We start from the raw sequence: 23,815 nt of genomic DNA, 5'->3' as shown, positions 1-23,815 counted from the left end.
GGCCGGCCGTTCGACGTGCGGGGAGGCGTCCACGCGCAGCGGCGACGCCGAGGCGATGGCCTGGCTGCGTGACCGCGTGCGTCAGCGTCCGCGCGCGGCGGCCTTCGAGAGCCGGAGCCCGTCGACGACCCCGCGGACGCCCGCACGGAGGGGGCTGCGGGTGCTGAGGAACTGCCGACGACCGCCCTGCAGGAGCACGGACCAGGCCACGGGGATGGTCGAGCGTCTCCAGGCCCGCACCTCGGCCGGCGAGAGATGTTCGGCCGCGTAGACGAGACGGTTCCGGATGTTGAAGTAGTAGTAGGTCGTCGACTTGGCACGTGCCGAGGCGGCGTCCGAGCGGTCGTGGGTGCCGCCCTCGTCGTGGACGGCGGTGGCCTCCTCGACGACGGCCAGCGAGCCGCCGACGGCGACGACGCGGTGCGACAGGTCGACATCCTCCCAGTAGAGGAAGTAGGCGTCGTGGAAGCCGCCGGTGCGCGCCCAGAGTTCCGTGCTGAGCATGAGGCAGGCACCGCTCAACCACGGCGCCACGGCTGCCCCGGGGTGGTCCTCGCGTCGTCTCCGCGATCGGATCGTCCCGTCGTGCAGATACAGGTCCACCCCGTCGAACCACAGGCTGCCGTCCGGTCGCTCGATCCGCGGAGCGAGCATCGTCATCGGCTGCTCGGCGCAACGATGCGAGAGCACGTCGAGCGCCTCGGGCGTGAGCGACGCGTCCGGGTTGAGGAGCAGCACCTGCTCGACGCCGAGTTCGATCGCCCGGGCGACGCCGAGGTTCATGCCGGCGCCGAATCCGAGGTTGTCGTCGGGCAGGATGACGTCCCAGCGTTCCGCGTCGGCGAGCCGAGTGACGGCGTCGCGGGCTGCAGGGGAGGAGTAGTTGTCGACGACGACGGTCCGGAGGCCGGGTACGGCGCGGGTCAGGGTCGCGAGGTGCTGCTCGAGGAGTGCGGGGTCGCCGTAGTTCACGACGACGATGCCGATCCGCTCGGGTGAACGCACGGGTCCGGTCATGCTGCGTCCCCCCGACGGTGCTCGGACGCGAGGGCCGCCTGGTGTCGTCCCGCAGCAGGGCCGTCGGTGCCGACCTTCAGGATGAGGGCGAGCCCCAGGAACAGGGTGAGGGTCGGGACGGAACTGTAGAGCGGACTGAAGAAGAGGTCCCAACAGGTCCGCACCCCCAGGAAGATGACGACCGCGCTCGCGTTGCGCCGTGCGATGCCGTGCCCGAGGCCGTAGATGGTGAGCCAGGCGATCAGCACGGCCAGGGCGAGCCCGATGAGGCCGAAGCGGACCCAGAGGTCGCCGATGGTGGAGTGGACCTCGAACCCGGTACCGAACATGAAGCGTTCGACATAGCCGTTGTTCGGGTCGTACCCGATGGAGGCCATACCGGTCTTGGCGACCAGCACGTCGCTCAGAGAGGCGTAGGTGCCGCTCCCGTACCCCGCCGGCTGATGGAGGAAGAGGGCGGCGGTCGCGGCGAGCTCCGGTCGTCCGCCGAGCAGGATGGATCCCGACTGATCGAGTTGCGCGACGGTGCGACTCTGGGTCTCCGCGCCGAACACCCCGTCGAGGAGCAGGGCCTGGCCGACGTTGAACACGAACGCCGCGGCGATGCCGATCCCGATGATGACCCGTGCGGTCGACGCCTTGCGGCTCCTGCCGGCGGAGCGCATCTGCCAGGCGACGAGGCAGAGGGTCAGGAGCAGGATCGCGAACAGCGACCGCGAGTCGTTGAGGATCGACACGGCTGCGAGGGCGGCGACGACGGCGACCTCGATCCAGCGGCGGCGGGTCGCCAGGGCCAGTCCGAGCAGGATCACGGTCAGTGGGACCGAGTACTGGAACTTCCACACGTTCGTCATGTAGGCGGTACCGCCCGGGCCAGCGATGACGGCACGGACGAGCAGTCCGAGGCCGTAGAACACGATGATGTGCGACGGCGTCAAGACCGTCCGGGTCCAGACGATGCACGCGACCGACACGAGTGGGCCGAGGAGCACGATGGTCGCACCGATGGCGACGCCCTGGCCGGTCTGGTGGTCGTCGGCCATCGCAGCCGTGAGCCAGAGCCCCGACACCGCTGCAGCGACCCCGCCGAGGAGCAGGGGTACTCCGCCACGGTACCTCCGGAGCTCGCCCATCCAGAGGGGGAGCAGGATCAGGGCCACGCCGAAGCCCACGGTGAAGCCCTGGAAGACCTGGAGGCGAGCGCCGAGGAGCACGAGGAACACGATCGCGATGATGCGGTGGACCGTCGCCATGGTCGGATCGGCCGGCGGTCGCAGGACCGGGAGCGGTTCGAGCCGCTCGTCCGCGGGTGCTCCGACGGTGCCCCGCGATACGCGCCGCGGGCGGGCCGCACGCCACCGCGGGCTTGCGGTCCCCGTCGGGCCCGCCGTCGTCTTCGGGTCAGCGAGCGACATCGACGGGCTCCGCTTCCGTCGCGAGCCGGCGTCGCCTCGCGAGGTCGCGCTGGACGTACCAGAGGTTCGGGACGACCTGGCAGATCGCGACGGCGACCGCGGATCCGACGATGGGACCTGCGGCACCGAGGACGGGGATGAGCACCCAGGAGAGGCCGAGGTTGAGCGGCACCATGAACAGGATGGGGAGGACCTGGAACTGGAGCCCCTTCGCGTCCGTCATGTACATCCCGACCGGGTACTTCGCGGCCTGGAGGGCGACGAACACGACGTAGGAGACGAGGATCGGCCAACCGAGGGTGATCTCGCCGTCGGAGACGAACCCGGCGATCCACGGGGAGATCGCCGCGAGGACGACCGCGAGGGCGAGCCCGCCGCCGAGGAACCACAGCGTCGGGACGAGCGGCGACTCGACGCGCTTCGCGGACCGCGCCTTGGCATAGATCGGCCACAGGGCCAGCCCGGCCGCACCGATCGTCTGGATGACGAGCCCGAAGAGCTGCGTCGCGAGGTTGTACTGGGCGAGTTCCGGTCCGGTCGTCAGGTGGCTGAGCAGCAAGCGGTCGGTCTGCATGGCGATGGGCAAGGCGATCATCTGGACGACCATCGGCCAGGCGAGGGCGAAGGCGGGGACGCCCGGAGCGCTGCGGAGCTTGGGCACCTCCTTCATCGCCTGCCAGACCTGCGGCCTGATCGAGCGCGCGGCGAGCACCAGGCAGACGGCGGCGACGACGCCGCTCGCCGCGTAGGAGAGGACGGCGACGAAGGAGCCGCCGTCGAACCCGGTGACGACGAAGAGCCACACGCCGAGGAAGATCGCCGGAGCGGCGATCGCCTGCGTCGCGACCTGGGTGCTCGTCTTACCGACTCCGATGAGGATGCGTTGACCGACGGTCATCGGCAGGACGAGTCCGAACGTCGCGAGGCAGAGAAACGCCGCGACGCTGCCGCCGTCGGGTGCGAGGCCGTTGCCGAGGATCGCCGGCCACAGGTCGAGGACGGTGATGAGGATGGCGACGAGCATGATGACCGCGCCCGACACGGTGAGGATCCGGAACGCCGTCACGATCGAACGCCGCACCTGCAGGTCGCGCTTCGGGTCGTCGGATCCGGCGATGGCGTTGATGACGACGGCGGCGATGCCGAGGTCGGCGAACGGCAGCAGGGCCGGCAGGCTCGTCAGCAGCCCGTACTGGGCGTAGGCGCCGGAGCCGAAGTGTTCGATGATCATCCGGCTCGTGAAGATGCCGAGGACGCCGGAGAGCCCCATCACAAAGATCTTCGCGACGGCCGTCTGGCTGACGGAGGCCCAGATGCCGCCCCTGCCGCGCGCCATCAGCGATCACCGCCGGCGTCACGGAACAGCCAGGTGTCGGCGGCGAGACGGCCGTCACGGGCGGGAAGGTCCGCGAGCACGTCCTCCGGGGTCCGGGTGCTGGCGAGCGTCGCGAGCAGGGCTTCGGCGAGCGCCACCGCGTCGTCCCCCGGCTCGATGACCCGGTGGCCGTGCTCGTCCAGCCAGCCGGCGACGCCGGTCTCGGTCGTGGTCACCACGAGGCAGCCGGCGGCGAGGCCCTCGACGATCGGCAGGCCGACCTGCTCGCGCCAGTCCGGACGTGGCTGAGAGGGCAGGACGAGTGCGCGGCTCGCGGCGAGGGTGTCGAAGATCACGGAGCGTGCCGGGTCGCGGTGGAAGGTGACGGACGGGTGGCGGTCGCTGAGCGCGGTCGCTGCGGGCTCGAGCTCGCCGGAGCCGAGGATGACGAGGGAGGCGAGCGGTTCGCGCTGCAGGACGGTCGACCAGGCTTCGACGAGCAGGGGGAAGCCCTTCCGCTCGACGAGGGCTCCGAGGAAGACGACCTGCAGGGGGTTCCGGACGATGTCGCTCCGCTCGGGCATGGGCGCGGGCAGGGCTTCGATGACCGTGGACTCGAGGTCGCGTCGCGCAGGCAGAACCCTGGCGTGCAGATCGCGGGCCCCGGTCGTCCCGTAGACGATCCGATCGAGACGACGCCACACCCGACCGGCGGCCCATCGCTGCGCCCGGAGTTTGACGCGCGACCGGAGGCGGGCGGGGCGGGCGGACATCGGGTCGAGGTTCTCGATGGCGTACGTCACCACGAGCGGCGGTGTTCCACGGGGGCGTGCGCGCAGGTCGAGGGCGATCAGGGTGCTCAGGGTGGCGATGGCGGTGGACAGTTGGAGCGGCTCGTTGACCTCGAGCGCGGTCACGCCGGAGCGGACGAGCAGCCGTGCTGCGGCCATCGGCTCGGCCTGGACGAGCTCGACGCCCGGGGCGACGCTCGGGTCGAAGTCGTAGCGGCGGCGACGGTAGACGATGCTCGCAGGCGCCAGTTCACGGGCCCGTTCGAGGTGCGCGGTGCGGACGACCTCGTACAGCCTGGCGCGGCGGTGGCTCAGGCGAGCGGGTGTTGGCATCGTTCCTCGGTCCCTTCGGGCGCGTCGTCGGGCAGCGGCTCAGCGGCCGGCCATGGACGGCGTGCGCGCCGCGTCGTTCGCCGCGGGGGTGGCCCCTCCCGCAGCGGGTGGGCCGAGCGGGACGGTCTCCGGAGCCGAGCGGTAGGAGTTGTAGCGGTAGTAGGAACTCGTCTCGTCCTGCTTGAGGCCGTTGAGGACCAGCCCGATCGTGCGGGCGTTCGCGCCGTCGAGCGTCTCGAGCGCGCGGTGGAGCTGCTGGCGGCGGGTCGACTTGTAGCGGGAGACGACGATCGCACCGTCGGTCATGTGCGTGAGCCAGAGCGGGTCGGTGACCGGGATGATCGGCGCGGTGTCGATGACGACGAAGTCGTACGACTCCTTGGCGCGGTCCACCAGCTGGCGCATCGCGTCGGAGGCGAGGAGCTGGCTCGGGTTCGGCGGCACCCCGCCGGAGGCGAGGACGTCGAGGTTGCCGCGACCCCAGGACTGCACGGCCTCATCGAGGGTGATGTCGCCCACGAGGACACTGGTCAAGCCGACCTCGCCTTCGATCTGGGTGTAGCCGGCGATCGAAGGGCGGCGGAGGTCCGCGTCGATGAGGAGGACGCGCGGCGCGCGTTCGGTCATCGCGAGGGCGAGACCGAGCGCGACGGTGCTCTTGCCCTCACCGGGGAGTGCTGAGGTGACGATGACGGAGGTGATCCGTTCGTCGACGTCGGCGAAACTGAGGTTCGTCGCGAGGCTCCGGAAGCCCTCGGCGATCATGCCGTTCGGGTTCCGCATCATGGCCTGCGTCGGCAGCTCGCCCTTCCGTGTGCGGGCGACCGTGGTGAGGACGGGTGTGTCGGAGACCTGTTGCAGCTCGCGCAGCGACCGGATCCTCGTGTCGAGGAGCTCCCGGCCGAACGCGTACAGCACGCCGATGAGCAGGCCGCCGAGTCCGCCTCCGGCGACGAGGAGTTTGGTGTTGGGCGCGAAGGCGAAGATGGGGAGCTTGGCCGGCGCGATGATCGTGAGCTGGACGGCCGGGCGGTCCTGGTCGTCCCTCGGGGAGATGCCGTCCACCGCGGAGGACAGGGAGTTCGCCACGGCGGCGGCGATGCTCTGCGCCTGCTCGGCGCTCGTCGACACTGCGGAGATCTCGACGATCACCGTGTTGAGGGGCGCGTCGGCGGTGACCGCTTCCGCGAGGTCCTGGACGCTCATGTCGAGACCGAGCTCGTTGATGACCGGCTCGAGCACGATCGGGGAGGACGCGAGGACGGCGTAGGACTGCACGAGGTTCTGCACGTACGTGGATCCCTGGACCAGTTCGGTCGTGGAGTTGCCGGCCTCGGTGGTCACGAACACGCTCGTCGTGGAACGGTACTGCGGTGCCATCGTCTGTGCGAAGACGTAGGCTCCGGTCGCGCCGACGAGTGCGAGCACCACGATGACGATCCACTGCTTGCGCAGCGTTGCGATGTAGTCGCCGAGATCCATCTGACTCCCCCTGGTTTGTTGACACCCAACACCTCAGCGTACCGACGATTTCCCCGTTTATCAGGGGAAAGACGCCCCCACTCAGGGGGGTACGGGCCGTTTGATGACCCCCAGTCCGAGGGTGTCCACCCCCGCGGATGACCCCCGTTCGACGGGGTTCAGGACGGTCTCCTTCGGTGTCGGTCAAGGGGGTGTGGCGCTCACGCTACGATTGTCGGAATTCTTCCCCCGAGTGAAAACCGAAGGACGTCATGGCGCGGATCCTCGTAGTGTGCAGTGCCAACGTCTGTCGCTCCCCGCTCGCGGAACAGCTCCTCCAAGCCCGGTTCTCGACCATTCCCGGCTTCGACCGCCTCGTCTGCTCGAGCGCCGGCATCGAGGTCAGTCGCGGGCACGAGATGTGCGCTGACGCGGCCGCGATCCTCGGCCTGCCGGCTGAGGGGCCGAAGGCGTCGGCTCATCGTGCACGCCGCGTCACCAAGTCGATGATCGGTGGTGCGGGGCTCGTGCTGACCGCGAGCCGCGCCGAGCGCTCCGCCCTCGCCAAACTCTCTCCCGAGGCCCGTTCGAAGGTCTTCACCCTCCGCGAGGCGGCAGCGCTCGCCGAAGCGCCCGACCAGGCGATCGCCACCTGGCGACCCGGTGCCGGCACGACGGCCGATCAGCGTCTGTCCGACCTGGCGGCCCTGCTCAACGCCCGTCGGGGTCTCGCTCCTGCTCCGAAGCCGGAACGCACCGGGCTGTTCGCGCGATTCGGGAGCGACGTCGACCCGCTCGACATCGCCGACGGACACAACCTCGGCAAGCGGGCGCACCGGGCGACCCTGCGGTCCGTCCAGCGCTCGGTCGAGCGGTTCGGCGCCGCTGTGGAAGCCCTCGCGCGGTAGCGGTTCGAGGGTCATCACTACCCCTGTCTTTGGGGGTACGCAGGGCGCGATTTTCCCGTTTTCCGACGAATGTTGGGCGGTAGGCTCTTCAACATTCCAGCCGAGACACGCTCCGTGTCCGCGCCGCCCGAACGGCGCCTGGAGCGATGAGGAGAAGCTCGATGGGGGACAACGCTGCACGGCGTCAGGGGCAGCCGACGGTTCGCATCCTCGGCACGCACGGGATCCCGGCGGCCTACGGAGGGTTCGAGACGGCAGCCGAGAACATCGCCGTCTTCCTCCGGGATCAGGGCTGGCGCGTCATCGTGTACTGCCAGTCCGACGGCGACGGGCCGATCGTCGAGGACGACTGGCGCGGCATCGAACGCGTGACGATCCCCGTCGGTCCGGACGGGTGGAAGGGCACCTCGCTGTTCGACCTGAAGTCGATCGGACACGCCTTGCGGTTCGACGACGTCTGCCTCACGTTCGGCTACAACACCGCCGTCTTCAACGTCCTGCAGCGTCTCAAAGGCATCCCGAACGTCATCAACATGGACGGCATCGAATGGTCACGGGCGCGCTGGGGGTTCATGAAGCAGGCGATCCTCTACGTGAACGAACGCATCGCGTGCTGGGTCGGGAACACGCTCATCGCCGACCACCCCGAGATCGAGACCTACCTCGCGAAGAAGGCGAAGCGGTCGAAGCTCACGACGATCACCTACGGCGCACACCGTGTCGACTCGGCACCCGTCGCACCGCTGACGGCCCACGGGCTGACGCCGGGGGAGTACCTGACGCTGATCTGCCGCCCGATCCCGGAGAACACGATCCTGGAGCTCGTGCAGGCGTTCTCGGCCGAACGGCGTGGCGTCACCCTCGCCGTCTTCGGCACCTACACCCCGGAGACGGACCCGTACCACCGCGCCGTCGTCGACGCCGCGAGCGACGAGGTCGCGTTCGTCGGGTCGGTCTACGACCCCGACGAGCTCGCCGCCCTCCGATTCCACGCGCTCGGCTACCTCCACGGGCACACCGTGGGCGGCACGAACCCCTCGCTCGTCGAGGCGATGGCCGCCGGGAACGCCGTGATCGCCCACGACAACCCGTACAACCGATGGGTCGCCGGCGACGGCGCCCTCTACTTCACCACCGCCCGTGACGCCGCCGCACGGATCGGCGAGCTGCTCCAGAACCCCGCCCGCCGTGCCGCCCTGTCCTCCGCCGCGTCCGCGCGGCACGCCGAGGAGTTCACCTGGGAGCACGTCGCCGGCCAATACGAAACCGTCCTGCAGACCTATCTTGGAGGTGCACGTGTCGCACGTGTCTGAAACGAACGCCCCGGCCGCGGAAGTGCCCATCGAGACGGCCCGCGTGCGGGTCGGTGTGATCGGGCTCGGCAAGATGGGCCTCTCCCACCTCGCCATGATCAAGGCCCACCCGTGGGTGAGCGTCGACGCGGTCGTCGACTCGACCGGCTACATCCTCGACGTCCTCGGCAAGTACACCGGCCTCAAGACCTTCACCTCGGTGGACGAGATGCTGGCCGCGGTCGAGCTCGACGCGGTCATCATCGCGACCCCGACGAAGTTCCACGCACCCATGGTGAAGTCGGTGCTCGAGCGTGGTCTCCACATCTTCTGCGAGAAGCCGCTCAGCCTGAGCGCGGCCGACTCCGACGAGCTCGCGGCACTCGCCGAGCGTCGCGGCGTCGTGACCCAGGTCGGGTACCACAACCGCTTCGTGGGTGCGTTCCGCGAGGTCAAGCGTCTGCTCGACCTCGGTGCGATCGGTCGCGTCACGCACATCCAGGCGGAGGCCTACGGTCCCGTCGTGTTGAAGTCGCGCGGCTCGACCTGGCGGAGCAACCGCAACGAGGGTGGTGGCTGCCTCTACGACTACGCCGCCCACCCCGTCGACCTCCTCACCTGGTACGCCGGTGAGCCGATCGGCGTCGGGGGCACGGTCCTCGGCAGCGTGTTCTCCGAGCACACCGAGGACGAGGTCTTCTCGACCCTGTTCTTCGACGCCGGCGTCAGCGCGCAGCTCTCCGTCAACTGGTCGGACGAGTCCTACCGCAAGATGACCACGCAGATCACCATCACCGGGACCGCCGGTCGGATCCACGCCGACCGCCAGGAATGCCAGGTCTACCTGCGCGACACCGCGCCCGAGATCGAGGGTTACGAGACCGGCTGGAACGTCAAGTACACCACCGAGCTCACCGACGAGGTCTGGTACTACCTGCGGGGCGAGGAGTACAGCGCACAGCTGGACCACTTCGTCACCCGGGTCGTCGAGGGCGCCGTGCTGGGGACGAACTCCTTCACCAGCGCGGCCGCCACCGACCACGTCCTCGAACTCCTCACCATCGACGCGGCGGCAGGCCCGTCCACCCGAGCCGCGACGGCCGCACCCGCTCCCGTCGCGAAGAAGAAAGGCCTCCTCCCATGGCGACGAGCGTAGAGACCCAGACCGGCGCGGCCGCGACAGCTGCCCCGAAGCTTCCCCGGCTCCTGTTCGGAGACAACCAGTTCTTCGGCGTCAACCACATGTCGGAGGAGAAGGCGCGCGCCCAGGCCATGCGCTTCCAGGACACCGGCGCGATCATGGACGTGCTCGACGTCGCGTACGACGAGGGCATCACCTCGTTCATGTGCACCACACACGACCGGATCGCCGAGGTCGCGGAGCGGGTACGGCTCGACCCGACGCGGTACGCCGACTTCACGTTCCAACCGTGCATGCCGTACGCGCACAAGTACGCGGACGCCGTCACGGAGAACGGCATGCTCGGTGCGCTCAAGCGCTTCCTGCCTGAGGAGGGCCTGATGAACGCCGCCTTGCGTGGCGGCAAGGCGTTCGCCACGAAGGACGTCGAGGGCATCATCACGCTGCTCATCGACGCCGAGATGGCGATGTTCCGAGGCGTCGAGACGCCGGTGATCTGGCTGCAGAACGTCGTCGTCGACCTCCTGCTCGGTCTCGGGTTCAAGGACGCGTTCGCCATCTTCGATCACCACGTGCGCACGAAGTACCACGCGCAGCCCGGGTTCATCACGATGAACCTGCCCCTGCTGCTCGACGCCTTGGACGAGGCCGGCCTCGACAACCCGATCGTGTGCTCGAACATCAACAAGATCGGCTTCCGCATGTCGGGAGGGATCGAGGGCTACCAGCGGGTGCTCGAGGGCCGCCGGTTCCGTGCCGTCGCGATGTCCGTCTACGCGTCCGGTGCGATCCCGCCGCGCGAGGCGATCGAATGGCTCTCCGAGCAGCCGAACATCGAGTCGATGGTGTTCGGTGCCTCCAGCCGGCAGAACATCCAGAGCACGCGACGCCTGGTCGACGAGTTCTTCGGGGTGTGATCCGGCACGAGTCCGACCACACGAGGAACGGCCCCTGGCATGCCAGGGGCCGTTCCTCGTGTGGTCGGTGCGTTGCCCGTCGGGGACCTCGCCGTCAGACGCGGACGCGACGGACGGACTCGATCACCTGGATGATCTCTGATCGATAGCGCTCCGGGGAGAAGCGCTCCTGCGCCGAGCGGCGGGCCCGGTCGGCGATCCGTGCGCTCCGGTCCGGATCGTCGAGGAGCTCGGCGACCGCTGCGGCCATGGCCTCGGCGTCACCCGCCGGCACGAGCAGGCCGGTCGCGCCGTCCTCGATGCTCTCCAGGTGACCGAGCGCTGCTGATGCGACGACGGGTCGCAGCGCCAGCTGGGCCTCGACCACGGCGTTGCCGAAGGGTTCCCGGAGCGAGGGGGCGACGACGAGGTGCGCGCGCTCCAGCGCCGGCCAGATCGGCGAGACGTAGCCCGAGAAGGTGACCGCGCCCCGGAGGTCCGGTCGGTCGGCACGGTCCCGGAGCTGCTGCTCGAACCACTCGTACCCCTCGAACGGCGTACCCGCGATCTCGATCCGCACGTCGCGTCCGGCGCGGCGTAAGATCCCGACCGCGTCGAGCGCGATGTCGGGCCCCTTCCGCGGGGAGAGCCTGGCCACGATCGCGAGTCGATGCGGTTCGGAACCGATCGGCGCCGGCAGGGGATCGATATCCGGGCCGGCGACGCCGTTGAAGACGAGCCGGACCTTCCCGGCGAGTCCTGGAGCGGCCGTGGTGGTCGCCTCGACCGCTGCACGGCTGATGACGATGAGCGCGTCGGCGAGGATCAGGGGCGAGTTCAGGGCGAAGCGGACCAGTCTGCCGTCCGCGGTCTCCGCCTCGTGCACGTGGCAGACGACCGGTGTGCGCGTCAGGCGTGCGGCGAGGATCCACCACGGAAGCGTCACGGTGTTGACGTAGACCGCGGTCGGGGCGATCTCCTCGATGACCTTGCGCAGGAAGCGGACGGATCGCAGACCGTCCATCGCGAGCGAGGCGACGCCGCCCAGCGAGGCGTTGGCCCGACGCAGGACGGGGAAGGGGACGAACCGGACCTCCGCGCCGCGGCCGAGCAGCCTCGGGACCAGCTTGCCGTCGGCGGGGAGGGCGACGATCACCCGGTACCCGCGCTCGACGAAGGCGGTGATGCTTTCGAGCATCTGCAGGTCGGACCCGTAAACGTCACCCGATGGATTCGCGATGAGGACCGTTCGCCCGGCGTCGGTGGCCGAGGCGCCGGCGAGCTCGTGAGCGTCCAGGGTGGTCTCCGATGCGTCGATGGCGGTCACCGGCCGAGTGCGACGGGCTGCCCGCCGGATGCAGTCACGACGGAGCCGAGCCGTTCCATGTCACGGAACCACTTGACCGAGGCGAGCAGCAGGTGACCGCCATTGGCGAGGAACATGAGGGTGTAGGCGGCGAAGAACATCTGCGGGGCACCGAGGAGGACGAAGACCAGGCAGAGGAAGCCGTAGTCGGTCGGGATGACGAGCAGCGAGCGCAGGATGGTGCTGTGACCGTTCTCCGGAGCCGGATCGGCACCGTAGACCCGCTTGAGCTGCTCGTTGAGGATGATCGCGAAGAACGCGACGGCCGCCACGACGCAGTAGCCGATGGGGACGAGCAGCAGCGCTGGCGTCGGCAGCTCGAAGAACCGGAATGCGCTGATGAGGACGGCGAGGTGCAGGGAGGAGATCTTCGTCGCGTCGATGACGTGGTCGAGCCACTCACCGGACGGTGATCCGCCGCCGCGCAGTCGCGCGACCTGGCCGTCGGCGGAGTCGAAGGCGTACCCGATCGCGAGACAGAGCCACACGCCGACACCGAGACCGATGCTCGGGGGCAGGGTCGCGAGCATGACGATGCCGCTGAACGTGAAGACCGCGCTGATCACGGTGACCATGTTCGGCGTGAGACCGAGCTGGTACGCCGCCGCGGCGAGGTAGCGACCCGCCTTGCGGTTGACGTAGATCGAGTACGCCGGAGCGCCTCGCGTCCGCTTCTTCTGTGCACCGGCGAGACGGGCGACGATGTCGGAGTACCGCTCGGCGACGTCGGGGTCTTCCGTGGGCTGAGTCATGGGGGCAGTTCGGGTCATGCCGGTCCTTGTGTTCTCATGTGGGCGCTGCAGGCGATCGCTGCTTCGGGTGAGCGGTCGTGAGCGGTCGGGCGACGAAGGCGCGCCCGGATTCGGGTGTTCCGCGACCGGTCGGGTACCGGGTCGCGGGGATCGTGGCGAGGCGCGCACGGTGCCGGACGTGATGCGTCGACGACTCGGGTAAGTCGTCGCTGCGGTGCGTCGCGGGCGGGTTCGGGTGTGCGGCTCCCACCAGTGAGCAGCCGTGCGATCGAGCCGTTTTCGGGTGACTCGCCGTGCGACTGCTGGCGGTGATGGAGACGACTGTATCGAAGTGTTGTCCCCTCTGGAAGGGGATTTGTCCTCTTTTTGCAGGACACCCCTCGCTTTGGGGGCATCACCGACAGTGGCCCGCGCATCAGTACGCGCCGACCGGTTTGAGTACCACCTTGACGGTCTGCCACATGATCATCAGGTCGCCCGTGATGGACCAGTTCTCCACGTAGTAGAGGTCCAGGCGGACGCTCTCCTCCCATGTCAGGTCGGAACGCCCGGAGACCTGCCACATGCCCGTGAGGCCCGGCTTGATGTGCAGGCGGCGGTGGACGTCCTTCTCGTACTCGGCGACCTCGCTCGCCAGCGGCGGCCGTGGTCCGACGAGGCTCATGTCGCCGGTCAGGATGTTCCACAGCTGTGGGAACTCGTCGAGGGAGTACTTGCGCAGGATGCGCCCGACACGGGTGACCCGCGGGTCGTTCCTCATCTTGAAGAGCACGCCGTTGCCCTCGCTCTGCGCCATGAGGGCTGGGAGGGCGGCTTCCGCGTCGGTGATCATCGACCGGAACTTGAACATCGTGAACCGCTCACCGTTGCGCCCGACGCGCTCCTGGCGGAAGAGCACGGGACCCGGGCTGTCGAGCTTGACGGCGAGGGCGATGAGCGCCAGCAGCGGCGAGATGAGCAGCATCCCGAGGCTCGTGAGGCCGATGTCGAGCGCCCGCTTCATGATGTGGTGACCACCCTCGAACTGCGGGATCTCCACGTGGATGAGGGGCAGCTCCTCGACGGGCCGGAAGTGGATGCGCGGCCCGGCCACGTCGGTGAGACGAGCCGCGAGCACCAGTTCGGTCGCCGTGCCCTCGAGGTCCCACCCGAGGCGACGGACGTAGTCGCTGCCGCCGTCGACGGGGCCGGCGATGATGACGGCGTCGGCGGTCAGGTTCGCAGCGGCCTGGGCGACGCCGTCGATGTGTGCGATGACGGGGACGGAGGTCCCTCGGCTGGAGAACGGCTCGGCGGTCTCCTGGTCGACGACGGCGGCTCCGACGACGGTGTAACTCATGCTGTGCTGCTTCGCGACCTGTTCGAGGACGTACGCGACGTCGTCGCGCTTGCCGACGACGACGGTGCGCGCGGTGTACTCGCCGACTCGGCGGCGGCTGAGGAGCCAGCGGCGCCACATCCAGCGGGAGGCGAGGAGCGCGAGTGTCCCGGCGGGGAGCGCGAGGATGAAGTACCCCCGCGCGATGTCGATCTTCAGGATGAGGAAGACGATGGCGAGGATGCCGAAGGCGAACGCGCTGGCGTTGACGACGCGCTTGTACTCGGCGACGCCGGAACCGATGATGCGGCTGTCCCGGGTCCTGGTGAAGCCGAGGAAGGCGAGCCAGACGAACACGATGACGCCCGACAGCAGGACATAGAGCTGCTGGGCCTCGGGGCCGACCGGGTCGTCGCCGAACCGCACGACGAATGCGGCGGAGACGGCGAAGAGTGCGATGACGCTGTCGGTGAGGATGAGCCAGCGACGGTAGCGCCGCGACCACTCGCGCTGGGTCAGGGACTTCACCGCGGCGGTGGAGGACTCCGCGCCGGCCGCTGCGGCGCGACGGCGTCGGAGGCCGATCGGGCTCGCGATCGGAGCGCTCAACGGGAAGGGGTTGTCGTTGATCTCCGCGCTCACGCGTGCACCGGCCCCTCGGGGAGGAGTGCGGTGAAGGCCTCGGTCCGCGCGTGCGGAGCGGCCTGTCGGAAGGACCGACGGCGGTTCGGGTACGTCGTCATGGGGTGTTGTCCGATGGTGGGGTTCGGGTGCGATTCTGGTGTGCGGTGCACATGGGCGGTTCGGGCCGCCCGCGGAGAACGCGACGTCACTCGTGTACCCACGATCGACCGGTGAACCCGGTCGAGATGAGCGTCCCCCTTGGATATCCCTCAACTGTAGAAAGCGGGGGTCATCGGCGGATCCCCCACTCCAGGGGGGTCACCGCCCCCAATGCTGGGGGTGTCAGGGGTCCTCGACGCGCGATTCCGTCGTCATCGGCCGAAACGACGACGGACCTCGTCGGTCGCTCTCGCCGCTGCCCGGTGGGGGACAGCACGGTCCGCCCACGTCACGCCGGTGATGGGTGGCGGCTCGGCCGCACGCTCAGCGACTACATTGGTGCCATGGATGGAGCGCGCGCGACCGATGGCGCGATCGCCGACGCCGCCCGCGATCCCATGGCCGATTGGCCGACCGGGCGCCTCCTCTCCACGGCGTCGCGACTGATCGAGCACACCTGGCAGCAGGCCCTCGACGGCATCGGGGTGACCCACGCCGGGCTCATCGTGCTGCACCTGCTCGACAGCGGGCCCGCCAGTCAGAAGGAGCTCGCCCGTCGAGCCCGCGTGCAGAACCAGACCATGTCGCGCACGCTCGACCGACTGGAGCGGGCCGGCCACATCGAGCGCATCGCCGCGGTCGACGACCGTCGCCGTCACGTGGTGAGCCGGACGACTGCGGGTGATGAGGCCTGGCTCGCCGCACACCGGCTGGAGGCCGACGTCTTCCCGGAACTGCCCGACGAGTCGGCGTTGCGGTCCCAGCTGCTTGCGATCATCCGTTCGGGCGAGTCCGCCCGTTGGTCGCCCGAGGACGTCGAACCCGCCTGACCCGTGGCCCGACGCGCCCACCCCGGTCACTGAGCTTGTCGAAATGCCCACGGGGAACCGTCGTGATGCGGGCGTCCAATCGGGGCTGCCCTTCGACAGGCTCAGGGACCAGACCGGTTTCGGGTGCGCCTCTTCCGGTCACTGAGCTTGTCGAAGTGCCCACGGGGAACCGTCGTGATGCGGGCGTCCGGTCGGGGCTGCCCTTCGGGTGTCCGCTCAGAGGCGCACCCAGGCACAGCAGTACCCCGTCCGGGGGGATTCGAGCTGGTGCTCCGGGGCGAGAGTGGCTAGTGTGATCAAAGTTTCTATTGTGACTGTTGTGACAGGATGACGGCCGCGACCCGCCGAGGTCGCCGTGATCGTGTCGTCGGACTGGAGAATGATGACCCCCGCACGAACGCCCGGTGCGCAGTACGGCCGCCGCCGTCCCTGGCTGGCGATGGCCCTCTCCGTCGGCGTCGTCACCGCGTCACTCACCGTCGGTGCACTACCGGCCCATGCGGACGACTACCCGAGCTGGGCCGACGTCGAAGCGGCCAAGTCGAGTGAGTCCGCGAAAGCCGCCGAGATCACGAACATCACCGCACTCATCACCTCGCTGCAGGAGCAGTCCGACGCCGCGTTCCGCACGGCGCAGATCGCCGCCGAGGCCTATCGTCAGGCGCAGGACGCCGTGACCGAGGCGACCGCCCGCGAGTCGGCCCTGCGCGAGCAGGCCGAGGCCGCTGCGGCCGCTGCCAAGGTCTCGAAGCAGCGCGCCGGTGCGCTCATCGCGCAGCTGTCTCGCGGCGGCGGCGGCGACGTCTCGCTCGACCTCGTCCTCGGCGCCGGGAAGTCCGACGACCTGTTGTCCCGACTGTCCGTCATGGACAAGCTGGGCGAGCGGAACGCCGCGAGCTACGCCGAGGCGGTGACCGACCGCAACGCGGCGAGCGGGCTGACCGACCAGGCGGAGGTCGCGAAGACCGAACGCGAACGCCTCGAGGGCGAAGCGCAGACGAAGTACGACGAGGCGGAGAGCGCCTCGGCGGCGGCATCCGCAGCCGTGGCGGCCCAGGAGCAGCAGGCCGACCAGCTCTACGCGCAGCTCGCCTCGTTGAAGAACACCACCGCCGAGACCGAGCGCGGGTACGCGGCCGGCGAGTCCGCTCGTCAGGCGGCGGAGGCGGCTGCAGCGGCGGCGGCAGCCGCGGCCAACACCCCTCCCGCCTCGGGCGGCGGTTCGTCCGGGGGCGGCGGATCGAGCGGTGGCGGCGGCGGTGCGTCCAGCGGCGGTGGCGGTGGCGGTGGCGGCGGCTCGGTCGCACCTCCGGACTCCGCCGGCGTCGAGTCGGCGATCGCCTTCGCGCTCGCCCAGGTCGGCAAGGGCTACCAGCTCGGCGGTTCCGGTCCGAACGTCTGGGACTGCTCGGGGCTCACCCGCGCGGCCTACGGCAGCGGCATCGGGACGCATTCGGCGACGAACCAGTACTACACGATGCAGTCGCAGGGACGCCTCGTGCCCTACAGCCAGAAGCAGCGTGGCGACCTCATCTTCTGGTCGAGCGGCTACGACTACTACCACGTCGCCATCTACCTCGGGAACGGCCAGATCGTCGAGGCGGCCAACGAGCGGGCCGGTACCCGTGTCGGCGGCATCTGGGGCTCCGGCGACGTCGCACCCTACGTCGGTCGCCCGACGGGTTGATCCCATGAGCTCCGCCGAGGTCGACGCCTACCTCGCGTCCCTCACGCACCAGCTGAAGCCGGCGGTCGTCCGTCTGCGCGAGGCGATCATGGCCTCGGACACGGGGTTGTCGGAGCACCTGAAGTGGAAGGCGCCGAGCTTCGTCTACGACGGCGAGGACCGCGTCACCTTCGCGCTCCATCCGGCGAACCGTATCCGGATCATCCTGCACCGCGGGGTGCATCAGCGGGACGACACCGACGCGTTCCGGTTCGACGACCCCTCCGGTCTCGTGGCGTGGGCGGCGCCGGACCGCGGAGTCGTCACCTTCTCGACCATCGAAGCGGCGGCCGCCGCCGAGCCCGCCCTGCTCGAACTCATCGGGCGCTGGGTGCGGGCCTGACACCCGTCGACGAGCGCAGGGGCACGCGGTCGGCGAGCCGTCGTATGATCGACTGCCGAGCGGGCGACAGCGCACCGACGGACCCGTCGTGAAGGAGGCCTCGTGCGCAGTGCCGTGCTCGGCGTCGTGCTGCTCGTCATCGGGACGATCGCGATCCTCACCGGTGTCCTCCCAGCCCCGGAGGCCCTCGGCATCGCCGACCGCGTGTGGCCGATCCTCCTGTTCGTCGTCGCGATCACCGTCGTCGCCGAACTCGCTGCCGACGCCGGCCTGTTCACCCTCGTCGCCTCGCGGCTCGTGCGCTGGGGTCGGGGGAGCACCTGGTTGCTCTGGTTGCTCGTCGTCGCGCTGGCCACGCTCAGCACCGTCTTCCTCTCGCTCGACACCACGGCCGTCCTCCTGACACCGGTCGTCATCACGCTCGCGCGGCACGCGGGGCTGTCGCCGGTGCCGTTCGCCCTGACCACCGTCTGGCTGGCGTGCACAGCGTCGTTGCTGTTGCCGGTGTCGAACCTCACCAACCTCCTCGCCGAGCACGCGATCGACGAGGCCGCCACGGCGTCGGGCGGCGGCCCGCTCGGTCCCGGTGGTTTCGCAGCGCTCATGGTCGTCCCCGCGATCATCGCGGTCGTGGTCCCGTGCGTGGTCCTCGCGATCGTGTACCGCCGCCAGCTCGCCGGTGCCTACACGGTGGACGTGGAGGCGCAGGACGACGACCGGGTGCTGCTGTGGACGTCCGGGCTCGTGGTGCTAGTGCTCCTGCCACTGCTGGTGTCGGGTATCCCGGTGTGGATGTCGGCGGTCGGTGCGGCGGTGATCCTCGTCGTCGTGTTCCTCGTCCGGCGTCCGGCGGCGTTGCGTCCGGCGCTCGTCCCGTGGCAGCTCGTCCTGCTCGCCTCAGGACTGTTCCTCGTGGTCGAGGCGGCTCACGCCCTCGGGCTCGCGCGGGCGCTCGCGTCCATCGCGGGGACCGGCGACTCGCTCCTGGCGCTCCTGCAGCTGGCTGGCGTCGGGATGGCGAGCGCCAATCTCGTCGACAACCTCCCGGCGTACCTCGCCCTGGAGCCGGTGGCCGGCGACCCCGTGCGGTTCGCCGCCCTGCTCGTCGGCGTGAACGCGGGCGCGCTCATCACCCCGTGGGCCGCGCTCGCGACCCTGCTCTGGCACGCGCGGCTCACCGCGGCGGACGTCGAGTTCCGTTGGGGCCGGTTCATCGCGCTCGGGTTCGTGGTCGCCCCGCTGACGGTGGCCCTCGCCACCGTCGGGCTCTGGCTGGCGCAGGGTGCAGGCGCCATACTGCCGTGACGTCCCAGCGCCGCCCTAATGCTCGTGGCGCGCGTCGGCCGCCCGGCGCCGCTCCAACAGCTCCGTGACGATCCGGTCGATGAGGTCGAAGGGGATCGGCCGGCTGAACGGGAACTGCAGCGTGTCCTTCGCCGCCCGGTAGTCGGCGACGGCGTTCTGGAGGGGGCCGTCGAACGGGGGGATCGAGTAGAGGGCGATGTGGTGCTTCCAGGCGCCGAGGTACAGCAGGTAGCGGTCGTCGAGCATGAACGTCGGCATGCCGTACCGGATGGCCTCGGTGACTCCAGGCACGATGCGGTGGACGCGGAGTCGGATCTCCTCGATGGCGTCCGCGGCGTCGGCGGGTTGCGCGGCGAGATAATCGTCGATCGTGGTGGGTGCACCCGGCATGTCTCTCCTCGTCGGAACGGACACGGCACGGGAGCCGTCGGGCCCCCGTGCCGTCATCGTCCCATGTCCGAGTCTCGCGCGACAGTGGTGGTTCTACCGCTTCGCGAGGGCGCGCCGCACGTCCTCCTGGACGAGGTCGGCGTTCATGATCGCGCCGGCCATCGATCCGGCCGCCGCCGCCTGGAGGACCTGCGTACGCAGGTTCGTGACGTCGCCGGCCGCCCAGACGCCCGGCACCGAGGTGGCACCCAGCTCGTCGACGCCGATCGCATCGCCGAACTCGGCTCCGCGGGGGTGCGGTCGCGTGTGGAGCCCGAGACCGGCGAACGCCTCGGCGCGCACCCGGTTGACCGGGGCGACGGCCAGCGCCTCGACGGGGACGGTGCGGCCGTCGTCCAGGCGCACGCCGACGAGCCGGTCGTCGGCGATCTCGAGCCGCTCCACGACGCCGTCGACCACCTCGATGCCGCGCGCCGCGAACGCCGCCTCCTGCTCCGACGTGAAGGCGCCCGCGGTGTTGCGGAGCACGACGACCCGGTCGCTCAGCTGCCGGAACAGCTGCGCCTGGTGGGCTGCGGACTCCGCGTTCGTGCCGAGGACACCGATCACGCGGTCCTGGACCTCCCAGCCGTGGCAGTAGGGGCAGTGGAGGGCGTCGCGGCCGAACCGCTCCCAGAGGCCGGGGATGGGTGGGAGCTCGTCGGCGGTGCCGGTGGCGATGAGGAGGCGGCGGCCTCGGACGATCGCGCCGTCCGCCGTCGTCAGGGTGAACCCGTCATCGTCGCGCCCGGCATCGACGACCTGACCGTCGACGACGCGGACGCCGTACGACGCCACCTCCACGCGGCCGAGGCGCAGGAGCTCGCGAGGCGGGGTGCCCTCTCGGGTCAGGAAACCGTGGACGCCGTCGGCGGGTGCGTTCCGGGGCTCGCCGCCGTCGACGACGATCACGGACCGTCGTGATCGTCCGAGCATGATGGCTGCGCTGAGCCCGGCGGCGCCCCCGCCGACGATGACGGCGTCGACGAGGTCGGTGGTGGTTGCTGGAGTGGCGGGAGTGCTCATGGGTCGTTCCGTTCGTTCGACGTGCTGGGAGGTGTCCAGGGTGCGCCGACTGGTGCCGAACTGGCAAGAACCCTTGCCGAAGCGGCAACGTGCGCGCGAGAATCGACCCATGGCGCATGCACACGACGAGCAACGGTCCATCGACGGTGTCCTGGATGCCGTCGGGCCGAGGCTGCGAGCCATCCGGCAGCATCGCGGCACCACCCTCGCCGCATTGTCGGCGGAGACGGGCATCTCGGTCTCCACCCTCTCCCGGCTCGAGTCCGGCCAGCGCCGACCGAACCTCGAGCTGCTCCTCCCGCTCGCCAAGGCGCACCAGGTGCCCCTGGACGACCTCGTCGGTGCTCCGCAGACGGGTGATCCCCGCGTGCATCTGAAGCCCGTCCAGCGGCACGGCCAGACGATCGTGCCGCTGACGCGTCGATCGGGCGGCCTCCACGCGTTCAAGAGCATCATCCACGGCGGCGACGGCCCGCAGACGCCTGAGACGCAGAAGGTCCACGAGGGCTACGAGTGGCTCTACGTCCTCAACGGCCGGTTGCGGCTCCTCCTCGGCGACCAGGACATCGTGCTCACCGCGGGTGAGGTCGCCGAGTTCGACACCCGCGTCCCGCACTGGTTCGGCCGGGCCGAGGCCGCAGCGGTGGAGTTCCTCAGCCTGTTCGGCAAGCAGGGTGAACGGATGCACGTCCGCGCGACGTCGACGAGGAGGATCGCATGATCGGACGTGATGACGAGGAGGGCGCCCGCCCACCCGAGGACGACCGGCCGTTCGCGGAGCAGCTCCTCGAACGCCGCGGGTTCGCGATCACGGCGGCCCTGTTCGTGATGCTCGGCGGGCTCGTCGTGCCGTTCGTCGGCTGGGTGGCCGGCATGGTCATGCTGTGGCGGTCGCGCGCCTGGACGACCAGGCAGAAGGTCTGGGCCACCGGCGGACCAGTCCTCGCGAGCGCCGCGGCACTGCTCGTCCTGGCCCTCCTGAGCGCGAACTGGAAGTCGACGGACGCCGGCGTCGGTGGCTCCCCGGTGATCCCCGTCGTCTACGACCTCGGGTCGACGGCTGTCGTGCTGCTGTTGGTCGGCTACGCCGCTGCCGGCACCTGGTTGCTCTGGCTGGCGCTCCGGCCAGCGGGCCGGCGCGCCTGATTCGCGGTCGTCGCTCAGGTGGACCGGGCAGCATGGGGAGATGCCCGACTCCTCGCGATTCCGCCGCCCCCTGCCCGTCCAGCCCGGACCCGGTGAGGAGTCCGTCTGGGAGTACCCGCGTCCGCCGCGGGTCGAGCCGCGCGACGAGCGCGTCGTGATCCGGTTCGGTGGCACGGTCATCGCGGAGTCGACGGCCGCGGTCCGGGTCCTGGAGACGAGCCACCCGCCGGTGTACTACGTGCCGGCGGCGGACTTCTCGCCCGGGGTCCTGGTGCCGGTCGACGGGACGACCATGTGCGAGTTCAAAGGCGAGGCCCACTACCTCGACGTGCGGGTGGGCGACGAGGTCGCCGGTGCCGCCGCGTGGACCTACCCCGATCCACGCCCGGGATACGCGCCGCTGTTCGGCATGATCGCGGTCTATCCGGGACGCATGGACGCCTGCGAGGTCGACGGGGTGCCGGTGCAGGCGCAGGAGGGCGACTTCTACGGCGGATGGATCACGCCGGGGATCGTCGGGCCGTTCAAGGGCGCCCCGGGCACGCGCGGCTGGTAGCGGACGCCGCCGCCCTACACCCGCCCCTCCGTCGCGCGCAACGCCCTGGAGCACCGTGCACCCGCATGCCACGCTGAGCGCCAAGCGCTGTCGACGACGAGGCGCGCAGGAGGCGGTCGAAGCCATGGACGTGTTCGATGAAGCAGCGGACCCGGGTTGGTCCCTCCTCCGTGTCGTCCCGCTGTTCGGCCTCGCCGTCAGCGTCGGTGCGGTCGCCGGTGCGGCCCTCGCGGCCGGTGCGGAGCTCTTCGGGGCGGTCGGGACCGTCTCGATGCATCCGGCCGATCCCGGCGGGATCGCCGTCCTCGTCGGCGGACTCGTCGGTGGGATGCTCGCCGCGGTCGGGGCGGTCGGCGCGCTGCTGGCGCTCGGCATCCTCGACCACTGGGGCGAGCGGGGCCCGGTCCACCGGGCCTGGATCGCCGGTGGTGGTGCGGCCTTCCTCGTCCTGATCGTCGGCGGCCTCATCGCCGCACCCATCGGACTCGCCTCGACGATCGGGGTCGTCGTGTTCGCGGTGCTCGCCGCCGGAGTGGCGGCCGGCGGTGGGCTCTACGCCTTCGAACGGGCGCTGGCGCGTCGTCGAGCCGGGTGGGTCGGCCTCAGCCGGTAGCGCGGACGGTCAGCCGGCGAGCTGCTGAAGGCGCGCCCGGTGCCAGTCGGTCTGCGTGAGGGCCGAGACGCGCAGGAGACCGGTCAGTGCGTCCCATCCTGCCGACCAGCCGATGCGGGAGGCGATGGTCCACACGCTCGCGTCGGGGTCGTCAGCCAGGACGGCGCGCACCTCGTCGGCTCGCCGCAGATGGTGCGCGGCCAGCTGGTCGCAGCGGTCCGCGAGTCCCGTGAACCGGAAGCCGTGTCCGGGGACCACCTGATCGCCGTCGTAGCCGCGGACGCGGTCGAGCGACGACAGGTAGGCCGTCACCGGGTTCTCCGAGGTGCGCGCCCCGAGGCCGAGGCCGGAGAAGATCGTCGGCAGCACGTGGTCGCCCGTGAAGAGGTAGCCGCGGTCCTCATCGCGGAGGGTGAGGTGACCCGTCGTGTGGCCGGGTGTGTGCAGGACCCTGATCGAGCGACCGGGGAGCGTCAGCAGCTCGCCGTCCTCGAGCGTCCGGTCCGCGCGGGTGTCGCCGAGGTGCCCGGCGGGTGCCGTCGCACCGGTGGCCCAGGGGCGCACGGTCGTGTCGTCCGCCGGGACACCCCACTCGTCCAGTGCTGCAGCGAGATCGGCGGGGCCCGGCGGCGTGGAGCCGGCCGCCTCGTCCTCGAGCCGGTGCATGAGGACCGGTGCGGCGAGCTCGTCGCGGAGGGTGCCGGCGAGTCCCAGGTGATCGGGGTGCAGGTGGGTCACGACGACGCCCGTGAGCGTCGTCACCCCGATGCCGCGGAGCTCCTGCAGCAGATGTTCGCGGCCCTCGGGGGTGTCGGTTCCGGGGTCGACGACGATCGCGCGACCGTCGGTGCCGAAGAGGACCGAGCAGAGGGTGAACGGATTGCCGGGGTCGCCGGTCGGGACGGCGATGACGACCGTGTCGGCGTCGAGGTGCTCCGTCGCAGGGATCCGGCCGTCGCGGAAGGCGGCAGCCTGGGATTCGCTCGATGAGGTGATCATGGTGCTGCTCCGGGTGGTGTCGGGGGACGGACCAACCCTAGTCGTGGGGCCCGT

23 protein-coding genes are annotated in these 23,815 nt (G+C 70.2%); 12 read left to right on the top strand and 11 right to left on the bottom strand.

Translation table 11 applies throughout. From position 1 onward, the window contains the following. Positions 1–81: 81 nt before the first annotated feature. From QRN44_RS04040 to QRN44_RS04020, 5 genes are all read right to left on the bottom strand, one after another. Complete coding sequence (locus QRN44_RS04040; RefSeq protein ID WP_079001526.1) at positions 82–1,017, bottom strand: glycosyltransferase; 936 nt, start codon at positions 1,015–1,017, stop codon at positions 82–84. Further along, entirely contained in the window at positions 1,014–2,270 is a 1,257-nt protein-coding gene (locus QRN44_RS04035) for a hypothetical protein (protein WP_285038330.1), read from the bottom strand. Before QRN44_RS04035 ends, QRN44_RS04040 begins: the two co-directional genes overlap by 4 nt. A gap of 148 nt (positions 2,271–2,418) precedes the next feature. Beyond that, on the bottom strand, positions 2,419–3,768 hold the full coding sequence (locus QRN44_RS04030) for an oligosaccharide flippase family protein (RefSeq protein WP_285038329.1): 1,350 nt from the start codon (positions 3,766–3,768) through the stop codon (positions 2,419–2,421). Continuing rightward, complete coding sequence (locus QRN44_RS04025) at positions 3,768–4,871, bottom strand: glycosyltransferase family 4 protein (protein WP_285038328.1); 1,104 nt, start codon at positions 4,869–4,871, stop codon at positions 3,768–3,770. Before QRN44_RS04025 ends, QRN44_RS04030 begins: the two co-directional genes overlap by 1 nt. A gap of 39 nt (positions 4,872–4,910) precedes the next feature. Then, positions 4,911–6,353 (bottom strand): tyrosine-protein kinase domain-containing protein, encoded by a 1,443-nt coding sequence (locus tag QRN44_RS04020; RefSeq protein WP_285038327.1) that lies wholly within the window; start codon positions 6,351–6,353, stop codon positions 4,911–4,913. 251 nt (positions 6,354–6,604) lie between these two features. Between QRN44_RS04020 and QRN44_RS04015 the strand changes: the two genes are divergently transcribed. The 4 genes from QRN44_RS04015 to QRN44_RS04000 all read left to right on the top strand — a co-directional run bounded on the left by QRN44_RS04015 (position 6,605) and on the right by QRN44_RS04000 (position 10,590). Continuing rightward, positions 6,605–7,240: an arsenate reductase/protein-tyrosine-phosphatase family protein gene (locus tag QRN44_RS04015; protein WP_071259737.1), complete on the top strand. Its 636-nt coding sequence runs from the start codon at positions 6,605–6,607 to the stop codon at positions 7,238–7,240. Positions 7,241–7,401: 161 nt separating this feature from the next. Continuing rightward, positions 7,402–8,553: a DUF1972 domain-containing protein gene (locus QRN44_RS04010; protein WP_285038326.1), complete on the top strand. Its 1,152-nt coding sequence runs from the start codon at positions 7,402–7,404 to the stop codon at positions 8,551–8,553. Next, positions 8,546–9,688, top strand: coding sequence for a Gfo/Idh/MocA family protein (locus QRN44_RS04005; protein WP_197977383.1), 1,143 nt, complete (start codon positions 8,546–8,548; stop codon positions 9,686–9,688). The genes QRN44_RS04010 and QRN44_RS04005 overlap by 8 nt, the downstream gene beginning before the upstream one ends. After that, positions 9,673–10,590 carry a hypothetical protein gene (locus QRN44_RS04000; RefSeq protein ID WP_285038325.1) on the top strand — a complete coding sequence of 306 codons (918 nt, stop codon included), beginning with the start codon at positions 9,673–9,675 and terminating at the stop codon, positions 10,588–10,590. The genes QRN44_RS04005 and QRN44_RS04000 overlap by 16 nt, the downstream gene beginning before the upstream one ends. A 94-nt stretch (positions 10,591–10,684) precedes the next feature. Here QRN44_RS04000 and QRN44_RS03995 read toward each other — a convergent pair whose 3' ends face one another. The 3 genes from QRN44_RS03995 to QRN44_RS03985 form a co-directional block, all read right to left on the bottom strand. Next, complete coding sequence (locus tag QRN44_RS03995; RefSeq protein WP_285038324.1) at positions 10,685–11,896, bottom strand: glycosyltransferase family 4 protein; 1,212 nt, start codon at positions 11,894–11,896, stop codon at positions 10,685–10,687. Next, on the bottom strand, positions 11,893–12,687 hold the full coding sequence (locus tag QRN44_RS03990; protein WP_285038323.1) for a CDP-alcohol phosphatidyltransferase family protein: 795 nt from the start codon (positions 12,685–12,687) through the stop codon (positions 11,893–11,895). Before QRN44_RS03990 ends, QRN44_RS03995 begins: the two co-directional genes overlap by 4 nt. Positions 12,688–13,102: 415 nt before the next feature. Further along, complete coding sequence (locus QRN44_RS03985; protein ID WP_285038322.1) at positions 13,103–14,647, bottom strand: sugar transferase; 1,545 nt, start codon at positions 14,645–14,647, stop codon at positions 13,103–13,105. A 485-nt stretch (positions 14,648–15,132) separates the two neighbouring features. Between QRN44_RS03985 and QRN44_RS03980 the strand changes: the two genes are divergently transcribed. The 4 genes from QRN44_RS03980 to QRN44_RS03965 all read left to right on the top strand — a co-directional run bounded on the left by QRN44_RS03980 (position 15,133) and on the right by QRN44_RS03965 (position 18,992). Then, a complete protein-coding gene (locus tag QRN44_RS03980; RefSeq protein WP_231884389.1) occupies positions 15,133–15,618 on the top strand; it encodes a MarR family winged helix-turn-helix transcriptional regulator in 486 nt (161 codons plus the stop codon). Between the two features lie 382 nt (positions 15,619–16,000). Then, positions 16,001–17,305, top strand: a complete 1,305-nt coding sequence (locus QRN44_RS03975) for a C40 family peptidase (protein ID WP_285038321.1) — start codon at positions 16,001–16,003, stop codon at positions 17,303–17,305. 4 nt (positions 17,306–17,309) lie between these two features. Then, positions 17,310–17,687, top strand: a complete 378-nt coding sequence (locus tag QRN44_RS03970; protein WP_285038320.1) for a DUF1801 domain-containing protein — start codon at positions 17,310–17,312, stop codon at positions 17,685–17,687. Positions 17,688–17,789: 102 nt separating this feature from the next. Next, entirely contained in the window at positions 17,790–18,992 is a 1,203-nt protein-coding gene (locus QRN44_RS03965) for an SLC13 family permease (protein WP_285038319.1), read from the top strand. A gap of 15 nt (positions 18,993–19,007) precedes the next feature. Here QRN44_RS03965 and QRN44_RS03960 read toward each other — a convergent pair whose 3' ends face one another. After that, entirely contained in the window at positions 19,008–19,382 is a 375-nt protein-coding gene (locus tag QRN44_RS03960) for an iron chaperone (protein ID WP_285038318.1), read from the bottom strand. 93 nt (positions 19,383–19,475) lie between these two features. Then, complete coding sequence (locus QRN44_RS03955) at positions 19,476–20,447, bottom strand: NAD(P)/FAD-dependent oxidoreductase (protein WP_285038317.1); 972 nt, start codon at positions 20,445–20,447, stop codon at positions 19,476–19,478. Positions 20,448–20,556: 109 nt separating this feature from the next. Here QRN44_RS03955 and QRN44_RS03950 point away from each other — a divergent pair, with 109 nt between their 5' ends. The 4 genes from QRN44_RS03950 to QRN44_RS03935 all read left to right on the top strand — a co-directional run bounded on the left by QRN44_RS03950 (position 20,557) and on the right by QRN44_RS03935 (position 22,762). Next, a complete protein-coding gene (locus QRN44_RS03950) occupies positions 20,557–21,168 on the top strand; it encodes a helix-turn-helix domain-containing protein (RefSeq protein WP_285038316.1) in 612 nt (203 codons plus the stop codon). Beyond that, entirely contained in the window at positions 21,165–21,593 is a 429-nt protein-coding gene (locus tag QRN44_RS03945; protein WP_285038315.1) for a hypothetical protein, read from the top strand. Before QRN44_RS03950 ends, QRN44_RS03945 begins: the two co-directional genes overlap by 4 nt. 40 nt (positions 21,594–21,633) lie before the next feature. After that, entirely contained in the window at positions 21,634–22,149 is a 516-nt protein-coding gene (locus tag QRN44_RS03940) for a DUF427 domain-containing protein (RefSeq protein WP_064296061.1), read from the top strand. A gap of 124 nt (positions 22,150–22,273) precedes the next feature. Next, on the top strand, positions 22,274–22,762 hold the full coding sequence (locus QRN44_RS03935) for a hypothetical protein (protein ID WP_285038314.1): 489 nt from the start codon (positions 22,274–22,276) through the stop codon (positions 22,760–22,762). A gap of 9 nt (positions 22,763–22,771) precedes the next feature. Here the strand turns inward: QRN44_RS03935 and QRN44_RS03930 are convergent, their stop codons facing one another. Next, positions 22,772–23,761 carry an MBL fold metallo-hydrolase gene (locus QRN44_RS03930; protein WP_285038313.1) on the bottom strand — a complete coding sequence of 330 codons (990 nt, stop codon included), beginning with the start codon at positions 23,759–23,761 and terminating at the stop codon, positions 22,772–22,774. Positions 23,762–23,815: the final 54 nt, after the last annotated feature.

The organism is Plantibacter sp. lyk4-40-MEA-4, from assembly GCF_030209415.1.
Lineage (GTDB): Bacteria > Actinomycetota > Actinomycetes > Actinomycetales > Microbacteriaceae > Plantibacter > Plantibacter flavus_A.
Note: the sequence above shows the minus strand (reverse complement) of the source record. Positions and strands in the feature narration are given on the sequence as shown.

Coding starts and splice junctions, on each gene's coding strand:
- QRN44_RS04020 (WP_285038327.1), bottom strand. CDS start 6,353: ATGGATCTCGGCGACTACATCGCAACGCTGCGCAAGCAGTGGATCGTC.
- QRN44_RS04040 (WP_079001526.1), bottom strand. CDS start 1,017: ATGACCGGACCCGTGCGTTCACCCGAGCGGATCGGCATCGTCGTCGTG.
- QRN44_RS03950 (WP_285038316.1), top strand. CDS start 20,557: ATGGCGCATGCACACGACGAGCAACGGTCCATCGACGGTGTCCTGGAT.
- QRN44_RS03945 (WP_285038315.1), top strand. CDS start 21,165: ATGATCGGACGTGATGACGAGGAGGGCGCCCGCCCACCCGAGGACGAC.
- QRN44_RS04015 (WP_071259737.1), top strand. CDS start 6,605: ATGGCGCGGATCCTCGTAGTGTGCAGTGCCAACGTCTGTCGCTCCCCG.
- QRN44_RS04030 (WP_285038329.1), bottom strand. CDS start 3,768: ATGGCGCGCGGCAGGGGCGGCATCTGGGCCTCCGTCAGCCAGACGGCC.
- QRN44_RS04000 (WP_285038325.1), top strand. CDS start 9,673: ATGGCGACGAGCGTAGAGACCCAGACCGGCGCGGCCGCGACAGCTGCC.
- QRN44_RS04010 (WP_285038326.1), top strand. CDS start 7,402: ATGGGGGACAACGCTGCACGGCGTCAGGGGCAGCCGACGGTTCGCATC.
- QRN44_RS04035 (WP_285038330.1), bottom strand. CDS start 2,270: ATGGCGACGGTCCACCGCATCATCGCGATCGTGTTCCTCGTGCTCCTC.
- QRN44_RS03970 (WP_285038320.1), top strand. CDS start 17,310: ATGAGCTCCGCCGAGGTCGACGCCTACCTCGCGTCCCTCACGCACCAG.
- QRN44_RS03935 (WP_285038314.1), top strand. CDS start 22,274: ATGGACGTGTTCGATGAAGCAGCGGACCCGGGTTGGTCCCTCCTCCGT.
- QRN44_RS03955 (WP_285038317.1), bottom strand. CDS start 20,447: ATGAGCACTCCCGCCACTCCAGCAACCACCACCGACCTCGTCGACGCC.
- QRN44_RS03980 (WP_231884389.1), top strand. CDS start 15,133: ATGGATGGAGCGCGCGCGACCGATGGCGCGATCGCCGACGCCGCCCGC.
- QRN44_RS04025 (WP_285038328.1), bottom strand. CDS start 4,871: ATGCCAACACCCGCTCGCCTGAGCCACCGCCGCGCCAGGCTGTACGAG.
- QRN44_RS03940 (WP_064296061.1), top strand. CDS start 21,634: ATGCCCGACTCCTCGCGATTCCGCCGCCCCCTGCCCGTCCAGCCCGGA.
- QRN44_RS03930 (WP_285038313.1), bottom strand. CDS start 23,761: ATGATCACCTCATCGAGCGAATCCCAGGCTGCCGCCTTCCGCGACGGC.
- QRN44_RS03990 (WP_285038323.1), bottom strand. CDS start 12,687: ATGACTCAGCCCACGGAAGACCCCGACGTCGCCGAGCGGTACTCCGAC.
- QRN44_RS03960 (WP_285038318.1), bottom strand. CDS start 19,382: ATGCCGGGTGCACCCACCACGATCGACGATTATCTCGCCGCGCAACCC.
- QRN44_RS03975 (WP_285038321.1), top strand. CDS start 16,001: ATGACCCCCGCACGAACGCCCGGTGCGCAGTACGGCCGCCGCCGTCCC.